The sequence below is a fragment of the Nitratidesulfovibrio sp. D1 genome (assembly GCF_051133415.1).
Taxonomy (GTDB): domain Bacteria; phylum Desulfobacterota; class Desulfovibrionia; order Desulfovibrionales; family Desulfovibrionaceae; genus Cupidesulfovibrio.
Genome location: NZ_JBPGNZ010000009.1, coordinates 1 through 16810 on the forward strand (window position 1 = coordinate 1; position 16810 = coordinate 16810).

At 69.4% G+C, this 16810-nt stretch carries 13 protein-coding genes; 5 read left to right on the plus strand and 8 right to left on the minus strand.

The genetic code is table 11. From position 1 onward, the window contains the following. Window positions 1-462 precede the first annotated feature (462 nt). From cimA to ACR4XJ_RS15575, 7 genes are all read right to left on the minus strand, one after another. Window positions 463-2085, minus strand: coding sequence for a citramalate synthase (cimA, locus tag ACR4XJ_RS15545; RefSeq protein WP_434756065.1), 1623 nt, complete (start codon window positions 2083-2085; stop codon window positions 463-465). A 10-nt stretch (window positions 2086-2095) separates the two neighbouring features. Further along, window positions 2096-3325: an aspartate kinase gene (locus tag ACR4XJ_RS15550; protein ID WP_434756066.1), complete on the minus strand. Its 1230-nt coding sequence runs from the start codon at window positions 3323-3325 to the stop codon at window positions 2096-2098. 82 nt (window positions 3326-3407) lie between these two features. Next, entirely contained in the window at window positions 3408-3980 is a 573-nt protein-coding gene (tsaE, locus tag ACR4XJ_RS15555) for a tRNA (adenosine(37)-N6)-threonylcarbamoyltransferase complex ATPase subunit type 1 TsaE (RefSeq protein ID WP_434756125.1), read from the minus strand. An 83-nt stretch (window positions 3981-4063) separates the two neighbouring features. Then, a complete protein-coding gene (locus ACR4XJ_RS15560; RefSeq protein ID WP_434756067.1) occupies window positions 4064-4516 on the minus strand; it encodes a CBS domain-containing protein in 453 nt (150 codons plus the stop codon). Further along, on the minus strand, window positions 4507-6174 hold the full coding sequence (locus ACR4XJ_RS15565; protein ID WP_434756068.1) for an NAD(P)H-hydrate dehydratase: 1668 nt from the start codon (window positions 6172-6174) through the stop codon (window positions 4507-4509). Before ACR4XJ_RS15565 ends, ACR4XJ_RS15560 begins: the two co-directional genes overlap by 10 nt. Window positions 6175-6234: 60 nt before the next feature. Next, window positions 6235-6606: a holo-[acyl-carrier-protein] synthase gene (locus ACR4XJ_RS15570; RefSeq protein WP_434756069.1), complete on the minus strand. Its 372-nt coding sequence runs from the start codon at window positions 6604-6606 to the stop codon at window positions 6235-6237. A 39-nt stretch (window positions 6607-6645) separates the two neighbouring features. Beyond that, a complete protein-coding gene (locus ACR4XJ_RS15575; RefSeq protein WP_434756070.1) occupies window positions 6646-7380 on the minus strand; it encodes a pyridoxine 5'-phosphate synthase in 735 nt (244 codons plus the stop codon). Window positions 7381-7663: 283 nt separating this feature from the next. Here ACR4XJ_RS15575 and ACR4XJ_RS15580 point away from each other — a divergent pair, with 283 nt between their 5' ends. After that, window positions 7664-9001 carry a UDP-glucose dehydrogenase family protein gene (locus ACR4XJ_RS15580; protein WP_434756071.1) on the plus strand — a complete coding sequence of 446 codons (1338 nt, stop codon included), beginning with the start codon at window positions 7664-7666 and terminating at the stop codon, window positions 8999-9001. Window positions 9002-9215: 214 nt separating this feature from the next. Here the strand turns inward: ACR4XJ_RS15580 and ACR4XJ_RS15585 are convergent, their stop codons facing one another. Then, on the minus strand, window positions 9216-9440 hold the full coding sequence (locus tag ACR4XJ_RS15585) for a hypothetical protein (protein ID WP_012611434.1): 225 nt from the start codon (window positions 9438-9440) through the stop codon (window positions 9216-9218). A 414-nt stretch (window positions 9441-9854) separates the two neighbouring features. Between ACR4XJ_RS15585 and ACR4XJ_RS15590 the strand changes: the two genes are divergently transcribed. The 4 genes from ACR4XJ_RS15590 (at window position 9855) to ACR4XJ_RS15605 (ending at window position 16781) form a co-directional block, all read left to right on the plus strand. Next, a complete protein-coding gene (locus ACR4XJ_RS15590) occupies window positions 9855-10331 on the plus strand; it encodes a chemotaxis protein CheW (RefSeq protein WP_012611435.1) in 477 nt (158 codons plus the stop codon). Between the two features lie 336 nt (window positions 10332-10667). Then, entirely contained in the window at window positions 10668-14255 is a 3588-nt protein-coding gene (gene mfd / locus ACR4XJ_RS15595; protein ID WP_434756072.1) for a transcription-repair coupling factor, read from the plus strand. A 74-nt stretch (window positions 14256-14329) separates the two neighbouring features. Continuing rightward, window positions 14330-15601, plus strand: a complete 1272-nt coding sequence (locus ACR4XJ_RS15600; protein ID WP_434756073.1) for a peptidylprolyl isomerase — start codon at window positions 14330-14332, stop codon at window positions 15599-15601. A gap of 235 nt (window positions 15602-15836) precedes the next feature. Then, entirely contained in the window at window positions 15837-16781 is a 945-nt protein-coding gene (locus ACR4XJ_RS15605; RefSeq protein WP_434756074.1) for a peptidyl-prolyl cis-trans isomerase, read from the plus strand. Window positions 16782-16810: the final 29 nt, after the last annotated feature.

Below are 16810 nucleotides of genomic sequence, written 5' to 3' on the forward strand. Positions count from 1 at the left end.
GGTCTTCCATAACAAATCAAAAGGAGTTTTTCTTACACCACCATAGCTGTAAGCATACGAGAACCCCGCGCATAGCGCGGGGTTTTCTACATACAAAAACGCCCCGGCCATGTGGCCGGGGCGTTGCTGGTCGTTGACAACGTCTGTTTTTGGACGCCTCCGGCGGCCAAGGACGGCAGCCGTTATGCGAGTCTTCGAGCATTACGGATGGCGATCGCAGAGCGGCTGTGGCCCCTTGGAACCCCGTGTTTTGCATTCTCATAATGCACGGAGAACACAAATAAGAGTTTTGGGGGGAGGGGGGCCGGGGGAGGAGACCCTTTTCCAAAAGGGTCCCTCCCCCGGAAGAATTTGGGTTTGTCAGCAGTCTGCAACGCCCCGGCCACATGGCCGGGGCGTTGCTGGTCGTGATGCAGCCGGGAGGACGGCGGCGGGGAGGGGCTCCTGCGGGCGTGTTCGACTCTATTCGCCGTCCGTCCCCGCCCTGCGGGCGTGCTCGTCCTTGTACAGCTTGTAGGTGACGGAATCGGCCAGGGCCTGCCAGCTTGCCTCTATGATGTTGAACGAGACGCCCACGGTCACCCAGCGGCTGTCGGAATCGCCCGACTCGATGAGCACCCGTACGGTGGAGGCCGTGCCCCCGCCCGTTTCCGCGCCGGTCAGCACGCGCACCTTGAAGTCGAGCAGGCGCATCTCGCTCAGGCGCGGGTAGAAGCCCATCAGGGCCTTGCGCAGGGCGTTGTCCAGCGCGTTCACCGGGCCGCGCCCGGTGGCGGCGGTGTGTTCGGTCACGCCCTCCACGTCCACCATCACCGAGACTTCGGAAACCGGATCCCCCTCGCTGTCGTGCTTGGTTTCCAGCACCCGGAACTGCAACAGCCGGAAGAACTCGCGCACGCCGCGCCGGGCCAGCTTGCGCAGGATCAGCAGCTCCACCGATGCCTCGGCGGCGGCATAGTCGTAGCCCAGGCTGGCCTTCTTCTTCAGTTCGGTCAGCAGGCCCTTGACCACCGGCTCGTCCTTGTCCAGGTGGAAGCCGAAGCGCCGCGCCAGCGAGACGATGTTGCTGCGTCCGGCCAGTTCGGTGATCAGGATGCGCTGGCGGTTGCCCACCACGTCGGGGCTGATGTGCTCGTACAGCGACGACTTGCGGTTCACCGCGCTGACGTGCACCCCGCCCTTGTGGGCGAAGGCCGAGCGGCCCACGTACGGCTGGCGGCTGAACGGCGGGATGTTGGCCACCTCCGAGACGTAGGCGGCCACCGCCGTGAGCTGTTGCAGCCTCCCCTGGGGCAGGCAGGTGTAGTCGCCGCCGAACTTCAGTTCCAGCGTGGGGATGATGGAGCACAGGTTGGCGTTGCCGCAGCGTTCGCCCACCCCGTTGATGGTGCCCTGGATCTGCGAGGCCCCGGCCTGCACCGCCGCGACGGAGTTGGCCACGGCCAGTTCGCAGTCGTTGTGGGCGTGGATGCCCACGGCCGCGCCGGGCAGCGCTTCGCGCACCTCGGCCACGATGCGCGCCACCTCGTGCGGCAGGGTGCCGCCGTTGGTGTCGCACAGCACCAGCACGTCGGCGCCCGCCTCGTGGGCGCGGCGCAGCGCGCTGAGCGCGTAGGCGGCGTTGTGCTTGTACCCGTCGAAGAAGTGCTCCGCGTCGAAGTACACCTCGGCCAGCTTCCCCTTCAGGAAGGCCACCGAGTCGCCGATGATCTCCAGGTTGCGCGCGGCGTCCAGGCGCAGGGCCTCGGCCGCGTGCACCTCGCACGACTTGCCGAAGATGGAGGCCACCCGCGCCCCGGATTCCGCGATGGCGCGCAGGTTGGGGTCGCTGTCCGCCGTGAAGTTGGGATGATGCGTGCTGCCGAAGGCGCTGATCATCGCATGCTTCAGGTGGTAGTTCGCTATCTCCTTGAAGAAGGCCACGTCCACCGGGTTCGACCCCGGCCACCCGCCCTCGATGCGGTCGATGCCGAGTTCGTCCAGCTTGAGGGCGATCTTCAGCTTGTCGGCCGCGGTGAGGTTGATGTCCTCGGACTGCGAGCCATCGCGCAGGGTGGTGTCGTACAGTTGTATGCGCCGGGTCATGACGGTGGCCCTATGCGTCGCCGAGATCGCGATTCAGGCCGAAGGCGTCGTGCAGGGTGCGCACGGCGAGTTCGGTGTACTTTTCCTCGATGAGGCAGGTAATCTTGATTTCCGACGTGCTGATCATCAGGATGTTGATGTTTTCCGCGTGCAGCGCGGCGAACGCCTTGGCCGCCACGCCGGAATGGTTGCGCATGCCCACGCCGATGGCCGAAACCTTGGCCACCTGGGTGTCGTGCAGCACTTCCTGCGCGCCGGTGCGGCTGCGGATTTCCTCCATCAGCGCCAGGGTCTTCTTCAGGTCCTTGCGGGGCACGGTGAAGGTCATGTCCGTCACGCCGTCGCGGCTGGGGTTCTGGACGATCATGTCCACCAGGATGCCCTGCTGCGACAGCGGGCCGAAGATGGCGGCGGAAACGCCCGGCCTGTCGGGCACGCTGCGCAGGGTCACCCGCGCCTGATCCTTGTCATATGCTATGCCGGAAACGAGTACGGCTTCCATCTCGCAATCCTCCTGGGTGACCATGGTTCCCGGGGTGTCGGTGAAGGTTGAGCGCACGTGGACGGGCACCTTGTACTTCTTGGCGAACTCCACGGACCGGATTTGCAGCACCTTGGCGCCCATGCTGGCCATTTCCAGCATCTCGTCGTACGAGACGCGGTCCAGCTTGCGGGCGGTGGAGCACAGGTTGGGGTCGGTGGTGTAGACGCCGTCCACGTCGGTGTAGATTTCGCATTCCACGGAGCCCAGGGCGGCGGCCAGCGCCACGGCGCTGGTGTCGGACCCGCCGCGCCCCAGGGTGGTGATGCGTCCTTCGGGCGTCACGCCCTGGAACCCGGCCACCACGATGGCGTCGTGGGTTTCCAGTTCCTTGCGCAGGCGCGTGGCGTCGATGTCCATGATCCGCGCCCGCCCGAAGGCGTCGCTGGTGGTGATGGGCACCTGGAACCCGGCCATGGAGCGGGCCTTGATCCCGGAATCCTTGAGCAGCATGGAGAAGAGCGCCACCGAGACCTGTTCGCCGGTGGCGATGAGGGCGTCCACCTCGGCCGGGTCGGGGTCGGCGGACCATTCGTCGGCCAGGGCCAGCAGGCGGTTGGTTTCGCCCGAGCGGGCGGAAAGCACCACCACCGGCTTGTAGCCGTCGCGCAGCGCCCGCCTGACCTTCTCGCGCACCTGCTTCATGCATTCGAGGTTGGCGACGGACGTGCCGCCGAACTTCTGCACCAGAATACGCATACCGCTTCCTTATCGTGCGTTGTGTCGAGCGTTGTGCCCAGCGTTGTGGGGTCGTGCTCCGGGCCGGAGCCCGGTCGCGTCGCTACGTGTTCTCCCGGTCTTTCCGGGCGGCGGCCTGAGTGGCGGGGGCCGCCGCCGTTTCCGGCGCCACGAGGTCCGCGACCTCGCGCGCCGTCGCATCCAGTACGCGGCGTGCCGCCTCTCCCCGGGCAATGGCCGTGATGAGCCTGCCGTGCGCGGCTGGCAGCCAGGTAAGCTCCAGCCTGTCGGGGGGCAGCGCGTCGGCCGGAAGGCGTTCGGCCCATTCGACGATGACCAGCGCCCGGCGGGGGCCTTCCGTCTCCAGAAGGTCCAGCAGGGCGTCGTCCGCCACCGGCAGGGCGGCGCCGGGCGCCTGCTCCAGCCGGTAGAGGTCGTAATGGGCCGTTTCCGGCCGCGTGGGGTACATGTTGCAAATATTGAAGCTGGGGCTGCTGACCTCGGCGTCTTCGCCGCCGGGCAGCGCCTCCACCAGGCCGCGCACCAGGGTGGTCTTGCCCGCGCCGAGCCCGCCCGACAACAGCAGGGTGCGCGCGCCGGGCCGGGCCGCAAGGGCCAGCGCCAGGGCGCGCCCCAGGCGCAGGGTGTCGCCGGGGCCCGGCAGCCGCAGGGTCAGGACCGTGTCATCACGGACGGGCCGAATGGGTCGGTCGGGCCTAACGGGCCGGACGGGATTCGCTGGGGCCATGCGCCCGACGGCTACGCCCCCGCAAGGGTGCGCAGCACGTCCTCCTTGCCGATGACGCCCACCAGCCTGCCCGCGTCCACCACGGGCAGGGTGTGGTACTTGGAGTCCACCATCAGGCTGGCCACTTCGTCGATGGGCGTTTGCGGCCCCACGGTGACCGGGTCCGGCGTCATGGCCTGCCCCACGTTGGTGGCGGAGATCTTGCGCATCTCCTCGTCAAGGTCGCTCATGGAGCGCAGGGGGATGAAGCCGTCGAGCACGGTGAACAGCGTGGGCAGGTTCAGCTTCTTGTGCTGGGCGATGAGGTCGCTCTGGCAGATGACGCCGACGAGGGTTCCCTTTCCGTCCACCACGGGCAGGCCGTTGAACTTGCGCTGGATCATGAGGCGGGCCGCTTCGGCGATGCCGGTTTCCGGGGTGACGGTGACGGGGGCGGCGGTCATGATGTCCTTGGCTAGCAGCATGGGGAGTGCTCCTTTCGCGCGCGGGGGATGGCGTCGGCGATTTCGCGCGGGGTGTTGCCCCGCGCGGGGTAGTCGTGCAGCAGCAGTTGACCGGCCTTGGCGTGCAGGTACACGGCAAGGCAGGCGGCCACCTCGGACGGCGCGCCCTGCGCCAGCAGGGCTCCGGCAAGACCGGAGAGCACGTCGCCCGAACCGGCGACGGCAAGCGTGGGTGCGGCAAGGGGAATGAGGGTGATGGGCCGGTCGCGCCGGGTGACGAGGCTGCCCGCGCCCTTGAGCACGAGCACCCCCGCGCAGTGCGCCGCGAAGGCCCGTGCCGTGGCCGCCCTGCCGCGTTGCACGTCCGCCGTGGTAAGGCCCGCGAGGCGGGCCATTTCGCCGGGGTGGGGGGTAACAATATCCATTTCACGCACCAAATCAAGCGAAACAAGCCCTTCCGCCAGCGGGAACAGGCCGTCGGCGTCGATGACCGCCGGGGGGCGGCCGGGCAGGGCCAGCAGGGCGGAGAGCACCTCGGCCGCCTCGGGCGAGCGGCCCATGCCGGGACCCACCACCAGCGCGTTGCAGCGCCCGGTCTGTGAGGCCAGCGCCAGCAGGCCGGGCAGGGCGGCGGGGTCCCAGGCGCGGCGTTCGCCCAGGGGCAGGGTCATCACGTCGGGGGTGGCGGCCTTGACCTCTGCGGCGAGGCCGCCGGGGCAGGCCACGGTGACCAGCCCCGCGCCGCCGCGCAGCGCGCCAAGCCCCGCCAGCAGCGGCGCGCCGGTGAGCCCTTCCGACCCGCCCACCACCAGCACGTGCCCGGCGGTGCCCTTGTGCATGCAGGGCGCGGGCGCGGGCAGGGCGGCGAGGCAGGCGTCGTCCAGCATGCGGTACGAGGCGGGATGCAGCGCGCGCACCGCCTTCGGGATGCCGATGGGCCGCACGTGCAGGCGGCCCGTGAAGGGGGCGGCCTCGGGCAGGACCAGACCGGGCTTGGCCGCCTCGAAGGTGACGGTGGCGTGGGCGCGCACGGCGTCGGGCCGGGGGCGGCCGGTCAGGCCGCCGAGGCCGGAGGGGATGTCCAGCGCCAGCACCAGGGCCCGGTCGGAAAGCTCGTTGATGGCGGCCACCAGCCCCGCTTCCCGTTCCCGGAGGGTCCCGGTGAAGCCGGTGCCCAGCAGGCCGTCCACGACCACGTGCGGCGTGAGCCAGCGCGGGTCGGGCAGGCTGCGCGGCCATGCTCCGGCCGGGCGGAAGGGCACGCCGCAGCGTTTGGCGAGGCGGGCGTGATAGCCCGCAGCGCCGCGATACCCGCCCAGGGGACGGGTGTGCAGCACCAGCACTTCGGCCCCGGCGTCCAGCAGGTGGCGGGCCAGGGCGGCCGCGTCGCCGCCGTTGTTGCCGCCGCCCATGAACAGCAGCACCCGCAGGCCGGAAAGGGAGAAGGGGGCGGCAGGGGAGGGGGGGGCTGGCGCGCCGGTCTGGCCTGCACGGCCCGCCCTGTCGGCCAGTTCCGCGCGCAACGCGTGCAGCGCCTCGCGGCTGGCGTTTTCCATCAGCAGTTCTTCGCGCAGACCGAAGTCGGCCATGGCGGCGCGGTCCCACCCGGCCATCTCTTCCGGGGCGGGCAGGTCCACGTACTCCAGGCGCCAGCGGTCAGGTCTGTCGTTCGGGGTCATGGAAGGCTCCTGTGCAGCATGGATGGATACCGTCAGCCCCTTGAAGCTGACCGAGCAGGGCTACCGCTCCAGCACCACCACGGCGGCGGCGGTGTCGCGGCCGTGGGTCAGCGAGACGTGGGCGGTGGTGGCGCCCAGCGCGGCGAAGCGGTCGGCGGCCCTGCCGTGCAGCACCAGCCGGGGTTGCCCGGTGGGCAGGGGGCGCACCTCGATGTCGCGCGGGCCGATGCCCTGCGAAAAGCCGGTGCCCAGCGCCTTGACGGCGGCCTCCTTGGCGGCGAAGCGCGCGGCCAGGAACGCCACGGGCGCGGCGGGCAGGCAGGCCAGTTCGGCCGGGTGCAGCACGCGCGCGGCAAAGCGGCGGCCGTGGCGTTCCCAGGCCCTGGCGATGCGGGAAAGCTCCGCGACGTCGATGCCGAGGCCCACGATCATGCGGCGTCCTCCGGTCCCTGCAACATGAAGATACGCCCGTCAGGCCGGAAACCGGGCAATGATGGCGGCCATGTCGGCCACGGCCCGCTCGAACCCGGTCAGCACCGCGCGCGCGACGATGGAATGGCCGATGGAGAACTCGCTGATGCCCGGCACTTCCGCGAAATCGTAGATGTTGTCGTAGTTCAGGCCGTGCCCCAGGTTGACGGAAAGGCCCAGCGACCGGGCAAGGCCGATGGCCCGCATGATCTTGTCCCGCTCGGCCCGTTGGGCGGCGCGGGTGGGGGCGTCGGCGAAGTGGCCGGTGTGCAGTTCGACGTACGGGCAGCCGATGGCGGCGGCGGCGCGCACCTGGGCCTCGTCCGCCTCGATGAACAGGCTGGACAGGATGCCCGCTGCGTGGATGGGGGCGAGGTAGTCCTTCAGGAACGCCTCGCGCCCGGCCACGGCAAGGCCGCCCTCGGTGGTCAACTCCTCGCGCTTTTCGGGCACCAGGCAGACCATGTGCGGCCGGCGGGTCTCGCAGGACAGGGCGATGGACCGCATCTCTTCGGTGGCGGCCATTTCCAGGTGCAGGCGGGTCTTCAGGGTGCGGGCCATCAGTTCCACGTCGTGGTCCTGGATGTGGCGGCGGTCTTCGCGCAGGTGCACGATGATGCCGCGCGCGCCCGCCAGTTCCGCCATGTGGGCGGCGGTGAGCGGGTCCGGCTCCTTGCCGAGGCGTTGCTGGCGCAGGGTGGCGACGTGGTCCACGTTGACGACGAGAACGGGCATGGCGGCTCCTTGGGGTGAACATACCGAATGTGCGGGATTTTCACACCCCTGCGGGCGCGAAGTCAAGGGCGCGCTGTTTGGGGCACGTTGTTCGGGGTCTGCTGGCCGGGGCGCGCAGGGGGATGAGGCCGGGCAGGGAGCGTCACCGGCCTCTCCGTTGACGAACGGCGGGCCACCGATGTAGGGCAGGGTGCGTATATAAGATGACCGCTCGAACAGCGCGCGGCCGCTTCGCCATTTCCCGAACATCCGCATATCCCGCACGAAACATAACGAGGATCGCATGAACGTCTGCATCGTCGGCACCGGCTACGTCGGCCTGGTCAGCGCCGCCTGCTTTGCCGAAATGGGCAACAACGTCTGCTGCGTGGACGTGAACCCCGCCGTGGTGGAAACCCTGACCGCCGGAAAGGTGCACATCTACGAGCCCGGCCTCGAAGACCTGGTGCGCCGCAACCACGCGGAAGGCCGCCTTGTCTTCACCACCAGCCTGGAACAGGGCCTTGCGCGCGCCCAGTTCGTGTTCATCACCGTGGGCACCCCCTCGCGCGACGACGGCTCGTGCGACCTGTCCTACGTGGACCAGGTGGCCCGCGAGATCGGCCGCCTGATGCACCGTCCGCTCATCGTGGTGGACAAGTCCACCGTGCCGGTGGGCACCGCCGACCGGGTGCGCGGGCTGATCCGCGAGGAATTGGCCGCGCGCGGCGCGGACATCGCCTTCGACGTGGTGTCTAACCCCGAATTCCTCAAGGAAGGCGACGCGGTGAACGACTTCATGAAGCCGGACCGCGTGGTCGTCGGCACGGAAGACGAGCGCTCGGCCGAATACCTGCGCCAGTTGTACGCGCCCTTCGCCCGCAGCCGCGACAAACTCATCGTCATGGGCACCCGCAGCGCGGAAATGACCAAGTACGCCGCCAACTGCATGCTGGCCACCAAGATTTCGTTCATCAACGAGATTGCGGGCATCTGCGAAAAGGTGGGGGCCGACGTGCGCGAGGTGCGCATCGGCATCGGCTCGGACCAGCGCATCGGCTACCATTTCATCTACCCCGGCGTGGGCTACGGCGGCTCGTGCTTCCCCAAGGACGTCAAGGCGCTGATCCACACCGCGCGCGAAGCCGGGGCCTTGCCCCAACTGCTGGACGCCGTGGAGGACGTGAACGCCCGCCAGAAGGTCTCCATGGCCCGGCGCATCCGCGATTACTTCGCGCCGCAGGGCGGGGTGGCGGGCAAGACGCTGGCCCTGTGGGGCCTGGCCTTCAAGGCCAACACCGACGACATGCGCGAGGCGGCGGCCCTGTCCATCATCGCCGACCTGACCGCCCACGGCATGCGCGTGCGGGCCTTCGACCCGGTGGCGTCGGAAAACGCGGCCAGGCTCATCGGCGACAACCCGCTGGTGGAGATCGTGCCCGAACAGTACGAAGCCTGCCGGGGCGCGCAGGCGCTGCTGGTGGTCACCGAGTGGAACCAGTTCCGCAACCCCGATTTCGAGCGGGTAAAGGACCTGCTGACCGCGCCGGTGCTGTTCGACGGCCGCAACCTGTACTCGCCCGCGTTTATGGGCGAGCAGGGCTTCGCCTACTTCTGCGTGGGGCGGGCCGCCAGCCTGTAACCCCGCTGCCCGAATGCACCCGGCCCCCCTCCGGAACTTCCGGCGGGGGGCCTTTGCATGCGGTGTGGCGCACCATCGCGGTGTCTGGCGCATGGTGCGCCGCTTGCGGCCACGCGGGCCGCACCATGTGGAAAGGGCCGCACCCTGCGTTGGGGTGCGGCCCTTTCCACGCAGCCGCCGGGGGCGGTGCCGGGCAGCTTCGGCCGTTGCCCGCCTAGGGGCGCCGGTCGAGGCTGCGTCTACAGGAACGCAGTTGCAGTTCCTGCAGGATCAGCCGTTCGTACTCCACGGAGTGCTGCGGCTGCACGTTGAAGTCTTCTTCCAGAAATTTTTCGAGGAACTGGGTCTCCTCCCAGAAGTCGAGCAACTCCTCGTCTCCGAGAGCCTTGATTTGCAGGGCGAGGGGCAGGTCGTCGGGGAAGGGGAACATATGCGCCATGGGCCGCATTCCTCCGCGTCGGTGGACGTTGTGGTGCCGGGGCGGTCGCCGGGCCGGCCGCCTGCCTCTCTCGGGCGTTTCTGGCCAGCGGTGCGGGCGCCCGTGCGGTGCGTTCCTGCCGGGGGGCGTGCGCCAAGGCGCACGGCCACCGCGCGGGTCAACATGACGGTTCACGATGACTGTTCACGCGCCGGTTCACGGGCAGACGGACTGGCATTGGGCTGTGCAGCCACCTTTTACGCCACGGCGTCGTGATTATCAAGCCCCATGGCGGGAATGCGGGCTGCGCGAAGGAATATACCAGCGGCGCGTCACTTGCCTTGACGGGTGATTCCGCATAGAATCATGCGTGCGGTCGCGGCGTTCGTCGCCCGGACTGCCGCAACTGTAGCTACCCGCACCAAGGAGCTGATCATGGATGCAACGCAGAAGAAGCAGGACGATGAACTGCTGCAACTCGTCACGTTCAGCATCGGCGACGAGGAATTCGGGGTGGACATCCTGAAGGTGCAGGAAATCATCCGCACCATGGAGATCACCAAGGTTCCCCGCGCGCCGGAGTTCGTCGAGGGCGTCATCAACCTGCGCGGCAAGGTCATTCCCATCATCGACCTGCGTCGCAGATTCGGTCTCGACTCCAAGAGCCACGACAAGCATACCCGCATCATCGTCATCGAGATCAACAACATGATCGTCGGGTTCGTGGTGGATTCCGTTTCGGAAGTGCTGCGCATTCCCGCGAGCACGGTCGAGCCGCCGCCACCGGTGGTCGCGGGGCTGGAGTCGGAGTACATCAGCGGCGTGGGCAAGCTGCAGGATCGTCTGCTGATTCTGCTGGACCTCGACAAGCTGCTGTCCAACGACGACATGAGCGTCCTCGGCCACATCTAGGCATTTCCCCCGTTTTCGCACGCGCCCCGGCGGCCCAGGCCCCGGGGCGTTGCGCATTGGGGCCTCCGGCATGCCGGGTCCGGGCAATGCGTGCCGGGACCGGACCGGCGCGGGGACATTGCACCGCAAGGCCGAACCGGGTAAGGTCCCGCCCTGCGCGCGGCATGCGCCGCACGCGCCACAACGAAAACATGCCGTCTTCCCCCGCGCCCGCGTCGGCAAAAGGGGCGGAGCGGCCTTTTGCCGTTCACCTGCGCACCCGCGCCCTTGCCGCGCCCGCCTGCCGGGCGTGTCGGGGCGTGCCGGGCACTGGCCGCGCGGGAGCACGGAGGCACCGTGAATTTCGAGCAATTGACATCCCGCCTGGCCGCGTCCGGCCTTGCCGTGCCTGCGTCCGCCGCGAGCCATGCCGGTGGAGCCCACGCCCTTGCGGCGGCCGGGGCCCTGCGGATAGAGGTGGCCCGCAGCGGCATGGGCGGGGCCGCCCGCCTGGCCCTGGCCCTGATGCGCGCCGGGCGCGACGTGGTCATGGTGGTGCGCGACGCCGCCGAACTGGCCGAGGCCCGCGCCCTGACCACCCTGTTCTCGCCCGAGCTTTCCGGCGCGGACCCGTCCGTGACCCAGGCCCGCTGGGACGCGCAGTGGATCGTCTTTCCGCAGCACCCTGCGGGCACGCGCGGCCGCGCGGCCTGGGCCGCGCGCATGGCCAGCCTGTACGCCCTGAGCCGCCGCGAGCACCCGCGCGGGATCATCGTCTCGGTGGACAACCTGCTGCCCAAGCTGCCGCCGGTGGACATCTTCGAGCACCACGAACTGCGCCTGGCCCGTGGCGAAGACATGTCGCCCGAACTGGTGCTGGACCAGGCCATCGACTGGGGCTTCGAGCGCGCCCAGATGGTCAGCCGCCCCGGCGAGGCGGCCCGGCGCGGCGACATCCTGGACATCTTCCCCCCCGGCTACGAAAAGCCGCTGCGCCTGGAATTCTTCGGCGACACGCTGGAGGACATCCGGCTGTTCGACGCCACCAGCCAGCGCTCGCTGGCCAGCCTGGAGGAGTTCCGCCTGCTGCCCGTGGCCCCGGTGGTGGGCAGCCGCGAATACCGCGAAGCCGCCGCCCGCCGCTGGAAGCAGTTGCGCAAGGAGGGCGTCATCGACGGCGAGCAGGCCGCCGCCCTGGCCCGCATGGCCGAGGGCGAGGTCACCGGGCTTCTGCCCGGCGCCTGGTACGAGAACGCCACCTGGATGGAGGACTGGCTGCCCCGCGACGCCGTGTGGCTGCTGCCCGACCGGGCCGACCTGTCCACGGCGCTGGAGGCCGCCCGCACCAACTGGGACGCCTTCCTGGACCGGCAGTACGACGAGCACCGCCTGCGCCAGCCGCGCGCCCTGGTGCTGCGCGACGCCGACGAGGCCGAGACGGCCTGGCGCGGCCGGTCCGTGGCCCATTTCGAGCGGCTGGTCATGGGCGTGGAGCGCACCGGCGTGGACCTGCCGGAACGGCGGCTGCACGCCTTCCGCGACCTGTTTTCCGCGGCTCCCGCGGTGCCTGTGGATGAAGACAGGCCCTGGCAGCGGCTGGTGACCGCCCTGCGCCAGTGGACCTCCGAGCGGCGGCAGGTGGTGCTCAGCTTCGCCAACGACCGCAGCCGCCGCAAGTTCCTGAAGCTGGCCGAGCAGGACGGGGTGCGCCCGGCCCTGCGCTATTCCCCGGCCGACCGGGGCCTGTACGCGCTGGTGGCCCCGTTCCGCGCGGGCATCGACCTGGCGTGGGACAACGTGCTGGTCATCGGCGAGGACGTGCTGCAACCCAAGGCCGACCGCCAGCCCCGCGTGCCCACCGGGGCCTTCCTGGGGCTGGACCGCTACGACGACCTTTCGCCCGGCGACCTGCTGGTGCATCGCGACTACGGCGTGGGGCGCTTTGGCGGGCTGCACCGCATGGATCTTGGCGGGGTGGCCAACGACTTCCTGCTGCTGGAATACGCGGGTGAAGACCGCCTCTACCTTCCCGTGGACCGGCTTTCGCTCATCCAGCGTTTCAAGGGAAGCGGGGGCGCCGACGATTCCGCGCCCGCGCTGGACAAGCTGGGCGGCTCCGGCTGGCGGGCCAGCAAGGACAAGGCCCGCAAGGCCATCGAGAAGATCGCCGCCGACCTCGTGGAGATGTACGCCTACCGCAAGGTGGCCAAGGGCTACCGCTACGGCCCGCTGGGCGAGCTGTACCGCGAGTTCGAGGCGTCCTTCGGCTTCGAGGAGACCCCCGACCAGGCCCGCGCCATCCAGGATGTGCTGGACGACATGGAAAAGCCGGAGCCCATGGACCGGCTGGTGTGCGGCGACGTGGGCTTCGGCAAGACCGAGGTGGCCCTGCGCGCCGCCTTCCGCGCCGCCGCCGAGGGCCGCCAGGTGGCCCTGCTGTGTCCCACCACGGTGCTGGCCGAGCAGCACTACCAGACCTTCCGCAGCCGCCTGGCCGGGTTCCCGGTCAACGTGGGCATGCTGAGCCGCTTCGTGCCGCGCCAGAAGCAGAAGGACGTGCTGACCGCCGCCGCGCGTGGGCAGATCGACATCCTCATCGGCACCCACCGCCTGCTGTCCGACGATGTGCAACTGCCCAACCTGGGCCTGCTGGTGCTGGACGAGGAGCAGCGTTTCGGCGTGCGCCACAAGGAAAAGCTGAAGAAGTTCCGCAAGAACGTGGACGCCCTGACCCTGACCGCCACGCCCATTCCGCGCACCCTGCAACTGTCCATGTCGGGCATCCGCGAACTGTCGGTCATCGAGACCGCGCCGCCGGAACGCAAGCCCGTGGCCACCGCGCTCATCGAGCGCGACCAGAACGCCCTGCGCCAGATACTGGAGCGCGAGATCGCCCGTCAGGGGCAGGTGTTCTGGGTGCACAACCGGGTGCAGGGGCTGGAACGGGTGGCGGAGTTCGTGCGGGGGCTGGCGCCCGAGGCCCGCGTGGGCATGGCCCACGGCCAGATGGGCGAGCGCGAGCTTGAAGACACCATGCACAAGTTCTGGCACGGCGAGTTGGACGTGCTGGTCTGCACGGCCATCGTGGAATCGGGGCTGGACTTTCCGCGCGCCAACACGCTCATCGTGGACCAGGCCCAGATGTTCGGGCTGGGGCAGCTGTACCAGTTGCGCGGCCGGGTGGGTCGCTCCGACCGGCAGGCCTACGCGGTGTTCGTGGTGTCCGACGCCGACCGCCTGCCCGAGCAGGCCCGCCAGCGCATGCGCATCATCCTTGAACTGGACTACCTGGGCGCGGGATTCCAGGTGGCCATGGAAGACCTGCGGTTGCGCGGCGCGGGGAACATCCTGGGCGAGGTGCAGTCCGGCCACATGACCCGCCTGGGCCTCGACCTGTATCTGGAAATGCTGGAAGAGGAAGTGGCCCGCCTGAAGGGCGATCCCCCGCGCGAGGCGGTGGAGCCGGAACTGAACATCGGGCTTGCCGCGCACATCCCCGAAACGTACATTGGCGACGCCCGCGAACGGCTGAAGTTCTACAAGGCCCTGTCGTCCGCGCCGGACGCCGCCACGTTGCAGGACGTGGAAATGGAACTCCGCGACCGCTTCGGCCCCTGCCCGCCGGAATTGCGCAACTTCCTGGCCGTGCTGGTGCTGAAGCGCTTCCTGGCCTCGTTGCAGGTGGTGCGGGCCGACATCCACCCCGAACGGCTGCGGCTGGTCTGGGACGAGCGCCAAACCGCCATCGCGCCGGACCGGCTGGTGGCATGGGTGGCGGCCCGGCAGGGCAGGGCGCGGCTGGTGCCCCCGGCCACGCTGGAGGTGCGCCTGGAGACCGCGCCCGGTTCCGCCGCCGAGGCCCAGGGCGATCTGGGCGCGCGGCTGGACAGGGTGCGCACCGAACTGGCCGCGCTGGCCGCCGCGGCCCCGTCCGCGCAGGCATAGCGCCAGCCGACAGGGCGCGGCCCGGCCGATTTCCGTTCCGGCCCATGCACCGCAACCGGAGAGCACTTCCGCACATGGTCCCTTGCCCGCTCATGCCCTTTCGTGCCCGGTCCGGCCATTCCGTGCAGCCCCGCCACCGCCGTGCGCGGGGCGTGCTGTCGCTGCTGTGCGCGGCGCTGCTGTCTCTGCTGCTGTCCGGCTGCGGCCAGGACCCCCTGCCCGAGGGCGTGGTGGCCACGGTCAACGACCGGCCCATCATGCTGCGCACGCTGGAGGCGGTGCACGACATGAGCAGCATGAGCTGGTCCGGCCACGCCCCCTCGGTGGAGCAGTTGCAGGCCCAGTACGGCAACGTGCTGTCCGACCTCATCGTGCAGGAACTGGTGGCGCAGGCGCTGGCGCGCGAGAACATCGTGGTCACCGACGCCGAAGTGGCCGAGGCCGAGGCCGAGGTGCGCGCCGACTACCCGGCGGGGGAATTCGAAAAATCGCTGGTCGAGGAATACATCGACCTGGAGTTGTGGCGTTCGCGCCTGCGGGCGCGCATCGCCATGCAGAAGTTCATGCGCCAGATCCTGCGCCCCGCCATCAGCATCCCGCTGGAAGAGGTGGAGGGCTACTATGCCGCGCACCGGCAGGACTACCGCCTGCCGCGCCGGGTGCAGTTCCTGGTGGTGGCCGGGCCGGACAAGGCCGCCGTGGACAAGGCCAGGGCCATGGCCGTCAACGGAGCCCGGCCCGCCGACGTGGAAGCCGCCCAGCCCACGGTGACCGTGCGCGAGGTGAAGATGCGCCGCGACCGCCTGCCCGCCCTGTGGAGCAAGGAACTGGCCGGGCTTGCGCCCCGGCAGGCCTCCGCCGTGAAGCAGGGGGAATGGGGGTACCAGTCGTTCCTGCTGGTGGGCGAGATACCCGAGAAGCAACTGGAGCTTTCCCACGCCTATCCGCTGGTGGAACGGGTGCTGCTGGAACGCAAGATGGACGAGGCGTACGCCCGCTGGATAGACGCGGAACTGCGCACCGCGCGGATCAGGGTGTCCACGCACCTGCTGCCCGAGGCGCGCGGCGCCGCAAGGGACTCCGCATCCGCCGACGGCGGCAACGCCACCGGAGCGGCCGGTGCGCCGGGCATGTCTGGGCAGGGCATGCAGCCCCCAGACGGTCCCCCAGACGGCCTCCAGGACGGCCCCGTGGACAGCCCCATGGACAGTCTGGACGAGGCCGGGCCCGGCGATGGCGCGGCCGCCGGAGCCCGGATGGACGCGCCGACCGCCGCCCCCGAGGACGGCAAGGACGCGCGCACGGCCCCGGCAAACGGCAGGCAACCCACGGCAAAGACGAAATAATACGTAGTGTTGCGGCTGATTGCATAAACGGGAAAAAGGTATTACATGCCGGGTTTGCCGAGGCGGTACCAGCCCGGCGTCCCCGTCCGGTCAAGCCCGTTGGGCCGTGCCTGCGCGCCCCGGCACCACGCGTCCCCCGTGGACTCTCGAACCGGAGTGCACCGGCCTTTAGGTACGCAACGCTTCCCGGCGCCGATTCCGGGCCGGTCCCCCAACCACCAAACAGGAGTGCCCCTTGCGTCCGCTGCTCCGCACCCTCTGCCTTGCCGCCCCCGTCCTTTTTGTCTGCCTTGCCGCCGTGGCGGTCCGGGCCGAACAGATCAACAAGATCGCAGCCGTGGTCAACGGCGAAATGATAACGTTCTTCGACGTGCAGGCCCAGGCCACCCCCGACCTGATGCGCCTCGGCCTCGACCGCAACAACCCCGCCCACCAGGAGGCGGTGCGCAAGGTGCACCTGCAGGTGCTCGATTCCATGATCACCGACATCCTGATGAACCAGGAGGCGGAGCGCTGGAAGATCACCGTGCAGGACAGCGAAGTGGACAACGAACTGCGCAAGTTCGTGCAGCGCAGCCAGCTTTCGCAGCAGGAATTCGAGCGCCAGCTGGTGCAGCAGGGCCTGTCCATGGACGTCATGCGCGACCGCGTGCGCAAGGGCATCCTGCGCCACCGCCTGCTCACCCTGATGATCGCCCGCAAGATCGTGATCACCCAGGAAGAGGTCAAGAAATACTACGAGACGCACAAGTCGCAGTTCGTCACCGACCGCACCGTGCGCCTGGGCCTGGTCATCTTCGCCCCCACCGCCGACGCCGAAGGGCTGGCCGACAAGGTACGCACCGGCCAGATGACTTTCGAACAGCTGGCCGCCGCCGAGTCCATCGGCCCCAACCCCGGCGCTGGCGGCAACATCGGCACCCTGAAGTGGACCGACCTCGCCCCTGCCTGGAAGGAGGCCCTGGACGGCCTGAAGGCAGGCGAGGTGAGCAAGGTCATGCTGGTGGAAGGCCGCAAGGCGATGCTCAAGCTGGTGGAGGTTTCGGCTGGCCGTTCCCAGTCGGTGGAGGAAGCCACCCCCGAGATCGAAAACCTGCTGCGCGAGCCCAAGCTGCAGGAGCGCTTCACGGAATACACCAAGCAGTTGCGCGACAAGGCCGTCATCGACATTCGCATCTAGGTTCCGCAACGCTCCCGGCCGGTGCGTGC